This is a genomic window from Paenibacillus auburnensis, from assembly GCF_927798115.1.
GTDB classification, from domain to species: domain Bacteria; phylum Bacillota; class Bacilli; order Paenibacillales; family Paenibacillaceae; genus Paenibacillus_AQ; species Paenibacillus_AQ auburnensis.
Window position 1 is genome coordinate 1,312,938 of the sequence record NZ_CAKMMG010000001.1, and the last position, 16,845, is coordinate 1,329,782.

Below are 16,845 nucleotides of genomic sequence, written 5' to 3' on the forward strand. Positions count from 1 at the left end.
CCTAAAAGCATACTGTAAAGATATCCTTCGCTTACATTTAATGAATCTGTATGAAAGAAAAAAGGCCCCGCACGGGGGCCGATTTCCTTGCTTATTTAGCGTATTCAACAGCCCGTGTCTCGCGGATAACGGTAACCTTGATGTGACCCGGATAATCCAGCTCACTCTCGATCATCTTCGTTATGTCGCGTGCCAGACGGAAGCTTTCTGCATCATCGATCTTCTCAGGCTGTACCATAACACGAACCTCGCGGCCCGCTTGGATAGCATAAGACTTCTCGACGCCTTCGAAGCTTTCGGAAATCTCCTCGAGCTTTTCCAGACGTTTGATGTAGGTTTCCAGTGTCTCACGGCGTGCGCCAGGACGTGCTGCCGACAATGCGTCAGCCGCTCCAACCAGCATCGCAATAACCGAAGTAGCTTCGCAGTCTCCGTGGTGGGACGCGATACTGTTGATAACAACAGGATGTTCTTTGTATTTCTTCGCCAGTTCAACGCCAATCTCAACGTGTGAACCTTCCACTTCATGATCCAGTGCTTTACCGATATCATGGAGCAGCCCGGCACGTTTAGCAAGCACGATGTCTTCCCCAAGCTCACCGGCCATAAGTCCAGTCAAATAAGCAACCTCCATGGAGTGCTTGAGTACATTTTGACCGTAGCTCGTACGGAACTTCAGACGGCCGAGAATTTTGATCAGATCCGGGTGCAGACCGTGAACGCCAACCTCGAAGGTTGCTTGTTCACCGTATTCGCGAATCCGTTCATCCACTTCTTTGCGGGATTTCTCCACCATTTCTTCAATCCGCGCCGGATGGATACGTCCATCAGCAACCAGCTTCTCAAGTGCCGTGCGGGCCACTTCGCGGCGAATCGGATCAAATCCCGACAAAATAACGGCTTCCGGCGTATCATCGATAATGAGATCAATACCAGTAAGAGTTTCCAGTGCACGAATATTACGGCCTTCACGGCCGATAATCCGGCCTTTCATCTCTTCATTCGGAAGTGTTACCACAGACACGGTTGTTTCAGCAACATGATCAGCTGCACAGCGTTGGATAGCCAGGGTAATGATTTCGCGGGCCTTCTTGTCCGCTTCCTCCTTGGCCTGCTGCTCAATCTCTTTGATCATCTGCGCAGTCTCGTGGCGAACTTCCTGCTCTACATTACTTAGAATGATACTTCTGGCATCATCGATGCTCAGATTGGAGATGCGCTCCAACTCGGTAACCTGATTCTTGTAAATAACATCAATTTGCTGTTGCGTTTCGTCAATTCGTTTCTCTTTGTTAGCTACTTGTTCTTCTTTTCGTTCAAGCGATTCCATTTTTTTATCCAGAGATTCTTCCTTTTGCAGCAAACGTCTCTCTTGCCGTTGGATTTCATTCCGACGTTCACGAGTTTCTTTCTCAGCCTCAGTACGGATTCTGTGGACTTCGTCCTTAGCTTCGAGTACCGTTTCCTTCTTCAGCGCCTCAGCCTCTTTCTTCGCGTTCTCCACGATGACGACGGCTTCTTTCTCGGCACTTGAAATTTTAGCTTCTGCAAGGGATTTACGAATAAAATAACCGAATCCAAAGAATATTGCAGCTACAACGAGAACGATTATGACCCAGATTGCAGGATGCATCTGTTCACCTCCTCGTTGGTTCCTCCAAGGAACAAGCCTTGGGAATTGTGCAGTTGTTAAACTATCCGTTCATCACCATACAAAAAACCGGTAATACACCGATTGCCATACTGCACATGCTGCACATGCACACTGCCCGCCTTATCCGGCGATTACATTTCATATGAGTTGTACGCGAACCGGTTCCTAAGATTCAGCTTTTTGGGAAGGAAAAAGGATTCTTAGTTTATGCCGATTCATGTTATATTTTATTATTTATAAAAAGACATTGTCAAGAGAGTCGATAACGCCATTAAAGTCAAGAGAATCAGTCAGGATCGTAAAACTCTTCATCTTCACCTGCAAAATCCTCTTCCTCACGTAAAATATTCATAACCTGCCGGACTAAATCACCGGAAAAGCCGCGCCGCATCAGGAAAGCTCCTGTCTTTCTGCGTTTGTCGTTAACATCCCCGCGGATCATATTCCATTTCTTCCTTCCCGTCTGCAGAGCGCTCTCCAGCTCTTCTTCGGGCGAAATATTCTCAAGCGCTTCCGAGATCAGCGATTTATCGATCCCTTTCTCACGCAGTTCCTGGCGAATCCACAGTTTGCCCTTACGCTGATTCATAATGCGCTGTTCTGCCCATTGCTTGGCATATAATGGATCATCAATGAGACGCTCCTGCTGCAGGCGCTGCAGCACTTCAGCAATAATAGTCTCTCCTATTTCCTTCTCCCTTAAACGGCGGGCCATTTCCTGCGCCGTCCGCGGTTTGCGTTCCAAGTAACGCAGACCCTCAACGTACGCCCGCTGGCGTTCGTCGGCCACAACAATTTCCTCTAAATCATCTTTCATGAACGAACTTCCGGAAATCATCCGGTATTTAATCATGACATCCTCATGCACTGTCATGTTGTACTCGCCGAAATGTATGATATAGCGGTGATCCGATTTCTTTTGCCGCTCTACTTTTGTTATAACAAGCAGTTCACCTTCCGGAAAATCGGCCAGTGCCTGTGCTTCCTGTTCTTCAGGTTCGGGATTCAGTTGAATTACCATCGTGGCCTATCACCTCATGCTATTTCTTATATATAGATTGGACTTGTGATTATTTATAGAAAAGCGCCCTGCAACAACATTCACAGGGCGCCTTATTAGCTTAGTGGTGCTATTCGATTTCGAGCAGCAAGTTTTCTTCTTCCTCTTGTTCTGCCGCAACCTCTGACTCTGATGGTGCAGCTACAATCGTAGTTAAATTGCTTGCTTCACGGATCTTGTTCTCAATCAGCAAGGCAATGTCCTGATGTTCTTTCAGGAATTGCTTGGCATTCTCGCGTCCTTGACCCAGACGTTCACCTTCATAGGAATACCAGGCACCGCTCTTGTTGACGATATCCATTTCCGTTCCGATATCTACAAGGCTTCCTTCTTTGGAGATGCCTTCACCGTACATAATATCAACATCTGCCTGTTTAAACGGAGGCGCTACTTTGTTCTTCACGACCTTGATCTTTGTACGGTTACCGACCACATCATTGCCCATCTTGATGCTCTCTACACGGCGTACATCAAGCCGAACCGAAGAGTAGAATTTCAGGGCCCGGCCGCCAGGGGTTGTTTCCGGGTTACCGAACATCACACCAATCTTCTCACGCAGCTGGTTGATGAAGATAGCGATTGTATTCGACTTGTTGATTGCACCTGACAGCTTACGCAAAGCCTGGGACATCAGACGAGCCTGCAAGCCGACGTGGGAATCCCCCATATCGCCTTCGATTTCCGCCTTCGGTACCAGCGCTGCTACAGAGTCTACAACAATAATGTCTACGGCACCACTGCGAACTAGGGCCTCAGCGATTTCCAGCGCCTGCTCACCTGTATCCGGCTGAGACAGCAGAAGCTCATCAATGTTTACGCCAAGCGCATTGGCATATTTAGGATCGAGCGCATGCTCTGCATCGATGAAAGCGGCTTGTCCTCCAAGCTTCTGTACTTCAGCGATGGCATGAAGAGCAACCGTCGTCTTACCGGAAGATTCCGGTCCGTATACTTCAATGATGCGGCCTTTGGGAAGTCCGCCAATACCCAGTGCAATATCAAGTGCTAAGGCTCCGCTAGGTACAACTTCCACTTTCATATGAGTGGATTCTCCCAGTTTCATGATCGAACCTTTACCGAATTGTTTTTCTATTTGACGAAGCGCCATATCAAGCGCTGCACGACGATCTGACAATCAGACCACTTCCTTCACTTGTTTATAGTAATATAATAACGTGTTTTAGAGGTCTTGCCAAGCTTTTTTTCGAACATACATTCGTTTTTTTTGTTTTCCTCAGGGATACTCCCTTTTATTGTAAGCCTCCTTCCGGTTTGATGCTTCCTACACAATCATTAACCAGCCGGAGTACAAGACTCACACACAAAGGAGCTGCCGGCAGGAAAACGCCGCAGTTATAAAAACAAAAAACCGCAGCAAATGGTTCACAATGCCACGGTTCTTCCGTATAGAGAATTATATAACGTTAATAAGGGTTATTGCAAGGCCGAACCTTCCAGAGGCGTCTCCACCTTGCGTTCCTCCAGCCTGCGCCAGAGACGGTACAGCAGCGCTTTGACAGAGCGCAGACGGATATTCTCACGTGTGCCTTTAAGGTTAAGCTCAAAGACCTCGGTCTTCTGTCCGCGTTCCGCCAAACCAACGAATACAAGTCCTACAGGCTTGCGTTCCGAATATCCCGGTCCCGCTACCCCGGTAACGGACAACCCGAAGTCGCTATCAGCCAGCATTCTTACCTGATCGGCAAGCACCTCTGCCACCTCACGGCTTACAGCACCGACTGCATCAGCACCTTCCAAATAAGAGGCAGGCACATTCAGCAGCTTCTTCTTCAGTTCATTGGAGTAACAGACAATGCCTCCTTTAAACATAGATGCGCTTCCTGGTATGTTCGTAATACTCTCCATCAATAAACCGCCGGTACAGCTTTCCGCCGCACTAAGTGTCAATCCGGCGTCTGCCATCCAATCCACCAGAAGCTGTTCCAGCGGAACATCAATATTGGCATACATATGCTCGGGAAGGATCTCTTTGATTGTCTGCTCCAGCACATCCAGCTTCTCCATTGCTTCACGCTCAGAAGGCGCTTTTGTTGATATCCGTACCGTCACTTCGCCTTCCTTGGCATAAGGGGCTATCGTCGGATCGCTCTGACCCCGAATCAGATCAATCAGTTTGTCCTCGAGCAGTGATTCACCGATACCGGCGAATTTAAGCATTTTAGAGTAAATCGGCATTTCATTCGTGAGCGCATGCTGCAGCAGCCATGGCTTGGCTTTGTCAATGAACATCGGCTTCATCTCCCGCGGCGGGCCGGGAAGCACAATGTAGTATTTATCCTCATGAGCAAAAGCTAGACCCACTGCCAGACCGATTTCATTCGGCAGCGGTGTTGTTCCTTCGATAATGAGTGCCTGCTTGCGGTTGTTCTCAGTCATTACGATTTTGCGGTCATCGAAAAATCTCTGCACATGATCCATCGCAAGCTGGTCGATATGAACCGTACGGCCCAATGCTGCAGCCAGCGCTTCCTTGGTAAGGTCATCTTCGGTCGGGCCGATTCCGCCGGTGAACAGAATAATATCCGCACGGCTTTTGGCAATTTCTATAGCTTGCTGAATACGGCTGCTGTTGTCTCCAACCACTGTTTGAAAATAGACGTCTATTCCCATCGCGGCCAGCTCTACCGATAGAAACTGCCCGTTGCTGTTTACGATTTGTCCTAGCAAAAGCTCTGTGCCCACGGCAATAATTTCTGCTTTCATAGCTGGTTTCTCCTCCTGGCTATAGGTTGGATGAGTAATTTAATCTAAGCGTTATGCAGCTCCAGCAATTCCTTGTTTTTCACAAAGTAATCAACCCCGGAGTAGATCGTGATGATAGCTGCAGCCCAAATGGCGATATCATCCACCGGGATGCTGACGAACTGAAACGGGAAATTGTTGAGCAGTAAAAGCGAAATGGCGACAATCTGTGTAACCGTCTTAATCTTGCCCCATTTGCTGGCAGCTACTACCTTGCCTTCAAGCAGTGCCACCTGACGCAGTCCGGTTACCGCAAACTCGCGGCTGATGATTACGATAGCAATCCAGGAATCGCATCTTCCCAGCTCAACGAGCGAAATCAGTACTGCAGAAACCAGCAGCTTGTCCGCGAGCGGATCGAGCAGCTTGCCAAGATTGGTGACCATGTTATATTTCCGGGCAATGTAGCCGTCTATACCGTCTGTGCTGGCGGCTAGAAGGAAAATTACAGCTGCGATCAGATGATTAACCGAAAGCTGAAATGACCCCCAATGGATAGGCTCCGGATAAAACTTAAAATTCACCAGCAAAAAAAACATCATAATCGGGATAAGACAAATACGTGCAAGCGTAATGCGGTTGGGCAAATTCACTGAAGTTCCTCCCCTGATCCTTACAAATTACGAGATTCCACAATTTTCATCAAAACTGCTTAGGCTAGTATATTATAGCCATATGTAGGTGTCAAAAAAACTGAAAGCACCCCGCAAAGATGGGTGCGTAAGCACTGCGGGGTACCTCATCAGCTTACTTTAAATTGTTAAACTGCAAATCAAGCGGCAAATCGGCTTTTCGTAAAATTTGGATAATTTGCTGCAGATCATCCCGGCTTTTACCGGTAACGCGGATTTGATCGCCTTGAATCTGGCTTTTTACCTTCAGCTTGGAATCCCGGATGAGAATATTGATCTTTTTGGCATTTTCCTGATCAATTCCCTGTTTGAGGCCCAGGCGCTGACGGACAGTTCCCAGCGAAGCCGGCTCAACTTTGCCAAAATCCAAATTTTTGAGTGTAATCCCGCGTTTAACCATCTTCGACTGTAAAATATCAATGACAGCATTTAGCTTATATTCATCCTCAGAGGCAATAATAAGCGCGTCCTTCTCCAGCTTAAGACTACTCTTGCTGTTCTTGAAGTCAAACCGGTTATCGATCTCCTTCTCAGTCTGGTGAACAGCATTCGTTAATTCCTGCATGTCCATCTTGGATACAATGTCAAATGAACTTTCCGAACTCATTATTCCACGTCCTTTGCTACAATTATTCTTTTCCTATTATATGAGAAAGGGCAGATGAAGTCTATTTATGGAAAGAAACTGCCCGGCATGCAAGAAGAAACGGCTGTGCTTCTCTTATAAAGAGAGCACCCGTTTCTGTGAAAAACAATTGTTTGTTAAAGGCTCCGCAGGCACAAACACGTCCCCCGGCAAATTCTCTTCCGGGAGACGCTGAGCAGGCACTTTTATCTGCTGCGTGCGGGAGCCCGGAACATATCCAGAATCCCCAGCACAATATGCGCCAGTCCAAAGCCCAGAATTCCATAGCCCCAGGCGCTCGGTGTCAGATAATACCCGAGGAGACTGACGATAATGCCCAACCCTGTTACGATCCAGCTAACGGTCATGAGTGAATACACCTCACTTTGGCGTAAGAACTGTAAGTCACTCTTAGGTTCTCCAGATTACCAAAATCTATACTCTGCTGCCTTATTCAGCTGTATTGCTGCTGTCACCGTCAGTAGCGCCATCCGTTCCTGCGTTTGTGGCCTCTGGATTATCAGTGCCGGCGGAGGTGCCGTCATCCAGTTCTAGCAGCAGCCGGGATGAGGTCTTACCGTCCGTAATCTCCTGGCCATTTACCGTAATACTTGTCGCCGGAGAATATCCTGATTTGATATACATTCCTTCGGCACCAAGTGTGAAGCTCATAGTGTCGCCTGCAGCGGTATTCCCGAAGCTGAGTTTCTCGCCTTTGGAATTCTCGCCTTTGTATACTTCAAGCCAGCTTACACCGGTAGCAGCAATCTCTACCTGTACAGCACTGCCTGAAGGAGCTGTCACTTTAAAAACTGTCGTTTTGCCCGATTTGCGGTCCTCCGTAACCGTAACCGGCAAATTAGACGGCGAAGGAATTGGTGTAGCTGTCGGAGCTACAGTAGCTGTGGCTGTCGCTGTCGCTTCACCCGCCGCGGCACCATCCGAAGCTGTAGGTTCGCCCCCGACAATTCCGCCGCCCACCGCCGTTGGCGACGGCTGAATCTTGGAGGGATCCTGCTGCTCTTTCGTCAAATTAGCCGAATCCACCTTCTCAGGATCAGCCTTGTCCATGTTGGAAGAGGCATACAAATAAATCACTACGATAATCAACACGGGGAAAGTCCACATCAGGACTGTCGGCAGCCACTTCGCATTCCGTTCGGTTTCAGGTCTGCGGCTGCGCTTCTGAATAACTGTCTCCATCGTTGTATCCACAGGAGCCGCCGGCACATTGCCGTGCTCCTCCATCAGCTCGTCCGGATTGACTCCGACCGCTTCCGCGTATGTTTTGATAAATGCCCGGACATAAAAACTTCCCGGGAGTACCTTATAATCCCCCGCTTCGATGGCTTCTAAATATTTCTTACGGATTTTCGTTACTTCCTGGACATCGTCAAGACTCATCCCTTTTTGCAGACGTGCCTCCTTCAAATGCCGGCCCAGTTCCGACATACCATCACCTCCAAAAAATTAATTGTTATAGATCATCACTGTAGCTCGTCGTAAACGAGTCGTACAAAATCTCTTCTGCAGGGTTGTTGCGCAGTTCGATAATGATATCGAAGTCGTCAAAGGTATACTCGGATTCCCGTACAAAAATATCCGGATGCTCAATCACCTTCGTGCTCGGCATACCCATAACTTGCTGCAGCAGATTATAATGCTTCTCGTTAGAGCGGATTGTGCTTACAATGCCGTCAATAATGAAGACATTATGCGGATTCATTTCATCCTCAGCCAGCTGGCTGCGCACGGTTTGCCGCAAAAGTGTTGATGATACAAACGTCCAGCGCTTCTGAGCGCAGACACTGCCGGCGATAATAGATTCCGTTTTGCCTACACGCGGCATGCCCCTTAGTCCTATAACCTGATTGCCTTCCCTTTTAAACAATTCACCGAGGAAGTCCACGAGCAGTCCCAGCTCATCCCGGGTAAAGCGGAATGTCTTGCGGTCATCCGAATCCCGGTCAATATATCGTCCATGACGGACGGCCAGCTTATCCACAAGACGTGGAGAACGCAGAGCCGTAACCGTAATATTATCCACTTTTTTGAGCATTTCACCCATCAGCATAATCTTTTCATCATCGCTTGTTTCAAGCAGCATTCCGCGGGTTTTGCCTTCCACACCGTTAATGGTCAGAATATTGACTTCCAGCATTCCGAGCATTGAAGCGATATCCCCAAGCAGACCGGGTCTGTTCTTATGTATCTTGTACTCCATATACCACTGTTTATATTCCACTGATTTGCACCTCATAGATTCCTTTTCCCTATAGACTTTGCCACAACACAAATGAAAACGGCTATGCCGTCCTTAAATGTCCGGTTTCGTCACGGGTCATGTTAATGATATATAAAATGAAAATGAAAGGCAAGGTCACTGCTGTAATAATTGCAGAAAAGCTCCCGCGAGGGGAGCTTATTCCGCATGCCTATGCGTTTTTCTTCGCCAGCTTGACCATGAGTCCAGCAATGGTATGCTTCTCATCGTCCGTACCGACATCCCACAGTTCTTTGATCGCACGGTTAGAGTAGTTGCTCGGATCGACTTTTTTGTCGAGGAATTCCCCGATTTCAAAAGCCAGCTTGGTGATGGTTTCATCGCTCATCCCCATTTTTTCAGCCTGAATGACCCGTTCACCCAAAAAGCTCTTCCATGTATCAAAGTTCTTCACTACGGTTTCTGTTGACATCTTAAATCCTCCTTCATGTTTACGGTCCGCCCGCCTGATTCAGGTGACAGCCGCCTTACGTGATGATTTAAAAGCAACAGTATTAATATGTCTCGTACGTATTCTTCTTATGCTGGAGCATTTCTCCAAACCAGGCCGGGTATTATGTAATCCAGCCGCCGTTCGGACTGATTACCTGACCCGTGATATAGCCGGATTCCGGAAGGGCAAGAAAATAAACAAGCGAAGCCACTTCCTCCGGTGAAGCCAGACGGCCTGCAGGGATTTCGTCCTCCAGCATACGCAGCTCGTCTTCCTGTAGATTGTTCAGCATGGCTGTGTTGACTGCCCCGGGAGCCACAGCATTCACCGTTACCCCTGAAGGAGCCAGCTCCTTGGCCAGTGCCTTCGTAAAAGCATTCACACCGCCCTTGCTGGCGGAATAAGCCACCTCACAGGAAGCGCCAGAAATCCCCCAGACGGAGGATACATTGATAATCCGGCCGTACCGCTGGGAAATCATGTAGGGCATAAAGATCTGGCTGCACAAAAAAGTACCCTTTAAGTTGACCGCCATAACCTCATCCCATTCTTCCTCCGTCACATCAGCAAGCATGCCATAATGCGCCTTTCCGGCATTGTTGACCAGAATATCAGGAAGCATGCCGATGCTTTCCAGCCTTTCAGCCATACGCAAAAGCTGGCTGCGGTCTTTCATGTCCGCAGCCACAGTCATTACCTTAGCTCCCAGCGCCAGACAGCGCCGGGCTACATCATTTGCCGCTTCATGCGAATGCATATAATGAATGACAATGTTCATCCCTACAGAAGCAAAGCGTTCAGCGATGGCTCCGCCGATCCCCCCGCTGCCCCCTGTAATGAGCACTGTCATTTCCCCTATAGGTTTGCTGCTCTCTCCCGGTAAGGCCATTAAGGACTCACCACAAGCGACACGGCTAGCTGTTCCCAGTCCACATGGTCATGCAGGCGGGTATTAACCTCATCCAGTGTAATGGATTCATAAATTGGAAGCACTTCGAACAGGTCACCCCCGCGGAACTGGTAACGTGTGAATTCGTGGGCAATACTCTCCGGTGAATTCAGCATCCGCAGATAACCGCCGATTTTCTTTTTGCGTGCCCGTTCAAAATCCTTCTCTGCAAATCCGGATTCAAGAACCGCATTGATTTCTTCTTTGATCCGCTCCAGGAGCAGACCCGGGTCTTTGGTATCTCCGCCAATCGCTGAGAAAGCATATTGCGGGGAACTGTTAAATTCATGTCCGAAGCTGTCGGAGATTAATTCTTCATCATACAGCTTCTGATATAGTGCTGTGCTGCTTCCAAGCAGCAGATCGAGCATCAACTTGGTTATCAGGTCACGCCGTACCGCCGCTTCCCCGGTTAAGCCTTCCACCTTTTCTTTAAATCCGAACAGGCATTTCGGCATAGACACGGCAAGCCGGCTTTCTTGATGCTTCTCCGCAACCTGGACGGGTTCTTCTTCGAAAATACGGGTGATTTCGCCCTGCTTTTCGTAAGACTTAGCCGCCTGGTTGTTGCGGATTAGCTCAAACACCTGTTCAGGATCTACACCGCCAACAACGAAGAGCAGCATATTACTGGGATGATAGAAGGAGTTGTAGCATGTATACAGCGTTTCTTTGGTGATAGTAGCTATCGATTCGATCGTACCCGCAATATCAATATGCACCGGATGTTTCGCATACATCGCTTCAATCAGACCGAAGTATACACGCCAGTCCGGATTATCCGCGTACATATTGATTTCCTGGCCAATGATCCCCTTTTCCTTCTCCACATTTTCATCCGTGAAATAAGGGCGCTGCACGAAATCAACCAGTGTAGTGAGATTGGTTTCAATATTTTCGGTAGCCGAGAATAGATATACGGTCTGATCAAAGCTGGTAAAAGCATTTGCCGATGCGCCGTTAGAAGCAAATGTGGCAAAAATGTCGCCTTCCGGCTCCTCAAACATCTTATGCTCCAGGAAGTGGGCAATACCGTCAGGAACTGTTGTCTCTTCCCCGCCTGCCACTTTAAAATGGTTGTCTACCGAGCCGTATTTAGTTGCAAAGGTGGCGTAGGTTTTTTTGAAGGCTGGCTTTGGAAGCACATAGACCTGCAGACCGTTATCCATAACCTCGTGATAAAGTGTTTCTTGCAGTTTGTCGTAATGGATCTGTTTCACTGCTATTCCCCCTTCCCTGTCAGGAAATAAATCGTATCAAGCTGGAAGGTGTCGGCTGCCGCCTTCACTTCTTCCGCGCCGATGCCGTCCACCTCTGCAAGCAACTCCTGGGCAGAACGGTCTTTTCCGGACAATTGGCGGTTGAAATCGAACGAAATCAGTTCAAATGCGGAGTCTTGAATTTCAGACAGCAGATTACGGATCATCGCCTTGGTCTGGCTCAGCTCGAGGTCACTGATATTTCCGGCTTTCAGCTCATCGAGCTGCTTGCGGATAATATCAACGGCCTTGCCGTAGTTTTGGGTTTCAATCCCCGACTGGATGGTACCGATGCCCTTATGTCCGTCATACCGGGACGAAGCGTAATAAGCCAGACTCTCTTTCTCACGTACATTGACGAAGAGTTTGGAGTGCGGATAACCGCCCAGGATCCCGTTGTACATAAGCGCTGAAGCATATCTGTCGTCTTTGTAGGTAATTGAGGTACGAAGCCCCATGTTCAGCTTGCCTTGATTAACGTCCAGCTTCTCTTCCACCGTACGGACTTCCTGTACAGTTACCGGCTTGAAGTTGGAGGTATAAGATTCACTCTGCTTGTGGGCACGGCCGAAATGGCGGATTACCAGCTTCTCGACTTCTTCCGGAGTCGTATCCCCGACCACATATAAATCAAGAATTGCACCGTTTAACCATGCAGTATATGACTCATACAGGTTCTCAGGGGTGATTCCGTCAAGATCCGCTCTCTGTCCAAGCGGATGCAGACGGTAAGGCTCCTGGCGGCACATTTCCTCAATGCAGCGTTCAGCGGCATAACGTATTTTATCGTTTACGATCGCTTCCAGCTTCTTGCGCACTGTTTCCCGCTCTGTTGCAACATAGGAGGCCCGGAAGCTTCCATTCTCCAACAGCGGGCGGGTCAGCACCTCGCCGAGAAAAGCAAACGACTCGCCAAGCAGACTCTCCTTGCTCTGTACAAACGAATCATTGATCGTATCCATCCGGAACTGGACGATCTGATAGTCCCCCCGTTTGTAGATGTCGAAACCGAATCCGGCTCCGTACAGCTCCTCCAGCCGCTCACGGAATTGTGTCGTTTCCGGATATGTAGCCGTACCTCTGCGGAGAACAAAAGGCGCGAGTGCCGTTGACGTCACCGTGCTCTCATCAAGCGGAACACCGGCATAGAGAGAGATGGCGAATGTTTTAAACGCCTTTGTCGGCAATACGTGGATACGCATACCGGCAGCGTTGCCATGTTGAAATCCATTATTTGTCAAGTCCAAAACTCCTTTACGGCGTGGATAGATGCTTTACAACAAGTTTATGAAGTATTATCCATTCTAAACCATTCCAAAGTAAGGAAGCAACCGGAAGAAAGCGTACCGGTTGCTCTTGGTCGGTTTATGCAATGTGAACAGCTAAGGATGTGCCTGTATCTGTCCAGTTCTTACATGCAGAAAATATGCTCACCGATTGTTTTGACCTGCGGACGGGACCAAATCCATTTTGAGGTAGCCGTTTTTGGATTAAAATAATACAGGCATCCGCCGGAAGGGTCCCAGCCGTTAAGAGCCTGCTGAACTGCTTTACGGGCCTGCTCATTTGGCTCCAGATAAATTTGACCGTCAGCTACAGCCGTAAAGGCTCCAGGCTGAAAGATTACACCGGAAGGTGTATTCGGAAAGCTAGGAGATTTCACCCGGTTCAGAATAACCGCAGCAACCGCCACCTGGCCTTCAAACGGTTCACCCCGTGATTCACCATATACAGCATTAGCCATAATCTTCAGGTCATTTTCAGATAAGCCCATCGTATTGCCTGAAGACAGCTCTGCTGTTGTATTCGTTTTACCGGAATCGGCTGCCGCCGTGTTGCCGTTGGCAGTATTCTTTTTAGCAGTAGTAGTTGATGGCTCTGTCGGCTTCCAGGCTTTGGTCGCATTGTACAGCTTCAGCTTTGTTTTTGCCCCGACTACACCATCCGCCTCAATTCCGAATTTCCACTGGAACCAGGTTACCGCATTTTTCGTCTTTGTACCAAACTGGCTGTCTATCTTGCCTGCGTAATATCCCAGGTGCTTCAGTCTTCCTTGCAGTTCATAAACATCTTGGCCTGATGAGCCTACCTTCAGCGGGGTAGTTCCAAAGGCCGGAAGTACCTCTTCCTCAGAAACAGTCATAACAGATGTAGCCTGCTGGGGATTGGCATAGACGTCTTGATCCTTAAAGAATAACCCCGCAAACGGTGCGGCTGCCATTGCTAGGGTCAGTAAGGCAAAAATCCACTGATTATGTTTTTTCATTGGGGTCGCTCTACCTTTCTCTTGTAAGTTCAACATGGATGGCTAAAGTTATTATGAGGACCGGGAGGACATCCTATGCATGAACTGGCCAGAACGGTAATTCTGCGGGTAAACAAACCTTCTCTACGCAGCAAAAAAGCATCCTTTCCGCAAAGGAAGGATGCTTAATCTACAAACTGTTATGAGCTGATCCGGTTATGCTGATACTGCTCAAGTGACATCAGCACTTCACGCGGCTTACTTCCCTCGTAAGGACCGATAACCGACCGGGCTTCCATGGCATCAATAAGGCGGGCAGCACGTGTATAGCCTACACGCATACGGCGCTGGAGCAATGATACAGAAGCTTGCTTCGCTTCCAGTACGATCTGAACCGCCTGTTCATACAATTCATCCTGCGGCTCCTGATCTTCTGAGATCATCTCATCCACCTCAGGAACAAGGGATTCATCGTATTCGGCCTCTCCCTGGCTGCTGACGAACTGCACAATCGCTTCAACTTCCTGATCACTCATGAAGGCACCTTGTACCCGGACCGGCTTGGAAGCGCCCATCGGCAGGAAGAGCATATCGCCGCGTCCCAGCAGCTTCTCAGCACCCGGCATATCCAGTATCGTCCGTGAATCGACGTTCGAAGATACTCCGAAGGCAATACGAGATGGAATGTTGGCTTTGATCAGACCTGTAATAACATCTACTGACGGACGCTGAGTGGCAATGATCAGATGAATCCCTGCAGCACGCGCCATTTGCGCCAGCCGGCAGATGGCATCCTCTACATCGTTTGCTGCAACCATCATCAAATCGGCAAGCTCGTCCACAATAACGACGATATACGGCAGAATGGCAGCCGGGTTGTCCTTCATCAGATTGTTATAGCCTTCTACGTTACGCGTCCCTGATTTGGAGAAGAGTTCATAACGTTTCTCCATCTCCACTACAATCTTCTTCAGGGCTAGACTTGCCCGCTTCGGATCCGTGACAACCGGGGCCAGCAGATGCGGAATACCGTTATAGACATTAAGCTCGACCATCTTCGGGTCAACCATCAGGAACTTAACCTCGTCCGGTTTGGCTTTATACAAAATACTGGTGATAATTCCGTTAATACAGACGGATTTACCGGATCCTGTCGCACCCGCAACAAGAAGATGGGGCATCTTCGCGAGATTCCCGACAATCGTCTGACCGGAAATATCACGGCCGAAGGCAATCGACAAGCGCGATTCGGCATCCTGGAAAATTTGGGTCTCCATTACCTCACGCATCGTTACGATGGAGACTTCTGGATTTGGCACCTCGATGCCGATCGCCGATTTGCCGGGAATCGGTGCTTCCATGCGGATATCCTTAGCAGCAAGCGCAAGAGCGATATCATCGGTCAGATTGACAATCCTGCTGACCTTAACACCGATGTCAGGCTGAATCTCGTACCGGGTAACAGCCGGTCCGCGCACCACTTCAAGCACCTTGGCCCGGACACCGAAGCTTTCCAGCGTGGCCTCCAGCTTGCGTGCAGTCTGCATATAATCGTTCTGGTCACCCGCTTTACCGCCGCTGTTCGGTTTGGCAAGCAGCCGGAAAGGCGGAAGCTTATAGGGCTTGGGCGGCGGCGGAAGCGGCGGTGCCGGAACCGGTTCGCCACTCTCAGTCGTTGTAAGCAGTCCGTCAAGCTCAACAGGCACATCCTCCTCCGGAACCTCACCGGAAGGAGGATGAACTGTTGCCGGACTTTCCTGCATCCCGGGACTACGGCTACCGCTGCGGGCGGCAGGAGAGAACTCGCCCCACTCATCCCGCTCCTCTTCGCTTAAGCCTTCTGAACGGATATGTTCGAAGAAGTCACGGATAATAGGGGTAACCGGCTCCAGATCATCCTCCGGAAATTCGGGCCCGAGATCATCGGGATGAGCATGTCTTCTGTCCGCCTCCAGTCCAGTAATAACCGGAAGACCAGGCGAAGCCGAACCGGACAAAAGAACACCGGATGACTCGTCCTCCTGATCCTCTTCCCCGTGATTCTCCGTCCGGGAAGTCCCGCTAAGCCAGCCTCCGATTCTCTGGAAGAACAGCGGCTGGCTTCTTCTAGGCAGTGACGGCTCGTCCTCTTCCTCATCCTCATCATCAGCCACAGGCGGTAGTACCGGTGTTCTGCCGGATCTGGAAGAACGGGGCGGAACCGGAACCGCAGCCGGACGGTTAGCCGCCTTCAGCCTTATGCCCTCCACCAGCTTCACTGAACGGATCCGCAGCAGCGTGAACAGCTCGACATAGGAAAGATTCGTTACAAGCATGAAGCTGATTGCCAGCATCACGATCATGATCAGCTTAGCACCCAATGTCCCGAAGAGCCACAGCAACGCCGCAAACTCCAGTGCCCCGATGTAGCCACCGCTAATGTCCTTGCCCAGCATATAAACGCTGCTGTCGCTGGATCCAGGCTTCAGTGCCCCGGAAAGATCATTATGTATTTGCGACAGTACATTGCCTGGATGCAGCATCGATATGGGTCCCAGCTTCTGCTGCATAGCTGAAATCGAGCTCATCAGGCATAATGACAGCACAAGCAGCACCGCCCCTGTATAGCGGCTGTTCCACCCGGACGGCCATTTTCGGTGGATCATAACCATCAGACCATAAATAATGCCAAACAGCGGCAGCACAAAATAAAATCTGCCCAGCAGATATCCTGCCATACTGGACAGAGAACGCCCTACAGCCGCTTCGCCGGATAAGGCAATTACGGAAATCGTAATAAGCATAATACCGTAAATTTCATATTTTAAAACGCTGCCGAGCAGCGCTTTTTTCTTTTTCTTCTTTCGTTTAGCCACGCCAGCCACCCCCGGCAACATTATACCATATAATGGCGTGGCGTACCTATGTTCTCTTTTGTCAAAAAATACATCTTTTTGGTTAT

Annotated in this window: 15 protein-coding genes; all 15 read right to left on the reverse strand. The window is 49.3% G+C overall.

The genetic code is table 11. The features are described 5' to 3' along the window. Positions 1-91 precede the first annotated feature (91 nt). The 15 genes from rny to L6H70_RS06065 all read right to left on the reverse strand — a co-directional run bounded on the left by rny (position 92) and on the right by L6H70_RS06065 (position 16,759). On the reverse strand, positions 92-1,633 hold the full coding sequence (gene rny / locus L6H70_RS05995) for a ribonuclease Y (RefSeq protein ID WP_054941024.1): 1,542 nt from the start codon (positions 1,631-1,633) through the stop codon (positions 92-94). Between the two features lie 307 nt (positions 1,634-1,940). Then, entirely contained in the window at positions 1,941-2,675 is a 735-nt protein-coding gene (locus L6H70_RS06000; RefSeq protein ID WP_236330899.1) for a regulatory protein RecX, read from the reverse strand. Between the two features lie 109 nt (positions 2,676-2,784). Continuing rightward, on the reverse strand, positions 2,785-3,849 hold the full coding sequence (gene recA, locus L6H70_RS06005; protein WP_279306737.1) for a recombinase RecA: 1,065 nt from the start codon (positions 3,847-3,849) through the stop codon (positions 2,785-2,787). A 299-nt stretch (positions 3,850-4,148) separates the two neighbouring features. Beyond that, the gene (locus L6H70_RS06010; protein ID WP_236330901.1) at positions 4,149-5,438 is read right to left on the reverse strand and encodes a competence/damage-inducible protein A; all 1,290 of its coding nucleotides are present in this window, start codon (positions 5,436-5,438) and stop codon (positions 4,149-4,151) included. 44 nt (positions 5,439-5,482) lie between these two features. Next, positions 5,483-6,070: a CDP-diacylglycerol--glycerol-3-phosphate 3-phosphatidyltransferase gene (gene pgsA / locus L6H70_RS06015; RefSeq protein ID WP_236330904.1), complete on the reverse strand. Its 588-nt coding sequence runs from the start codon at positions 6,068-6,070 to the stop codon at positions 5,483-5,485. 154 nt (positions 6,071-6,224) lie between these two features. Further along, on the reverse strand, positions 6,225-6,716 hold the full coding sequence (locus L6H70_RS06020) for a YajQ family cyclic di-GMP-binding protein (RefSeq protein ID WP_025704683.1): 492 nt from the start codon (positions 6,714-6,716) through the stop codon (positions 6,225-6,227). Positions 6,717-6,940: 224 nt separating this feature from the next. Continuing rightward, positions 6,941-7,102: a hypothetical protein gene (locus L6H70_RS06025; protein ID WP_167347618.1), complete on the reverse strand. Its 162-nt coding sequence runs from the start codon at positions 7,100-7,102 to the stop codon at positions 6,941-6,943. Between the two features lie 82 nt (positions 7,103-7,184). After that, on the reverse strand, positions 7,185-8,186 hold the full coding sequence (locus tag L6H70_RS06030) for a helix-turn-helix domain-containing protein (protein WP_236330908.1): 1,002 nt from the start codon (positions 8,184-8,186) through the stop codon (positions 7,185-7,187). Positions 8,187-8,211: 25 nt separating this feature from the next. Then, a complete protein-coding gene (locus L6H70_RS06035; protein WP_082451853.1) occupies positions 8,212-8,979 on the reverse strand; it encodes a DUF3388 domain-containing protein in 768 nt (255 codons plus the stop codon). A gap of 190 nt (positions 8,980-9,169) precedes the next feature. Continuing rightward, positions 9,170-9,430, reverse strand: a complete 261-nt coding sequence (locus L6H70_RS06040; protein WP_236330909.1) for a DUF3243 domain-containing protein — start codon at positions 9,428-9,430, stop codon at positions 9,170-9,172. Between the two features lie 142 nt (positions 9,431-9,572). Then, positions 9,573-10,340 (reverse strand): elongation factor P 5-aminopentanone reductase, encoded by a 768-nt coding sequence (ymfI, locus tag L6H70_RS06045; RefSeq protein WP_236330912.1) that lies wholly within the window; start codon positions 10,338-10,340, stop codon positions 9,573-9,575. Further along, positions 10,340-11,620 carry an EF-P 5-aminopentanol modification-associated protein YfmH gene (gene yfmH / locus L6H70_RS06050; RefSeq protein WP_236330915.1) on the reverse strand — a complete coding sequence of 427 codons (1,281 nt, stop codon included), beginning with the start codon at positions 11,618-11,620 and terminating at the stop codon, positions 10,340-10,342. The genes ymfI and yfmH overlap by 1 nt, the downstream gene beginning before the upstream one ends. Before the next feature lie 2 nt (positions 11,621-11,622). After that, positions 11,623-12,861 (reverse strand): EF-P 5-aminopentanol modification-associated protein YfmF, encoded by a 1,239-nt coding sequence (yfmF, locus tag L6H70_RS06055; RefSeq protein ID WP_236333166.1) that lies wholly within the window; start codon positions 12,859-12,861, stop codon positions 11,623-11,625. 209 nt (positions 12,862-13,070) lie between these two features. After that, positions 13,071-13,925: a spore cortex-lytic enzyme gene (sleB, locus tag L6H70_RS06060; protein ID WP_423802774.1), complete on the reverse strand. Its 855-nt coding sequence runs from the start codon at positions 13,923-13,925 to the stop codon at positions 13,071-13,073. A 179-nt stretch (positions 13,926-14,104) separates the two neighbouring features. Continuing rightward, the gene (locus L6H70_RS06065; protein ID WP_236330917.1) at positions 14,105-16,759 is read right to left on the reverse strand and encodes an FtsK/SpoIIIE family DNA translocase; all 2,655 of its coding nucleotides are present in this window, start codon (positions 16,757-16,759) and stop codon (positions 14,105-14,107) included. Positions 16,760-16,845: the final 86 nt, after the last annotated feature.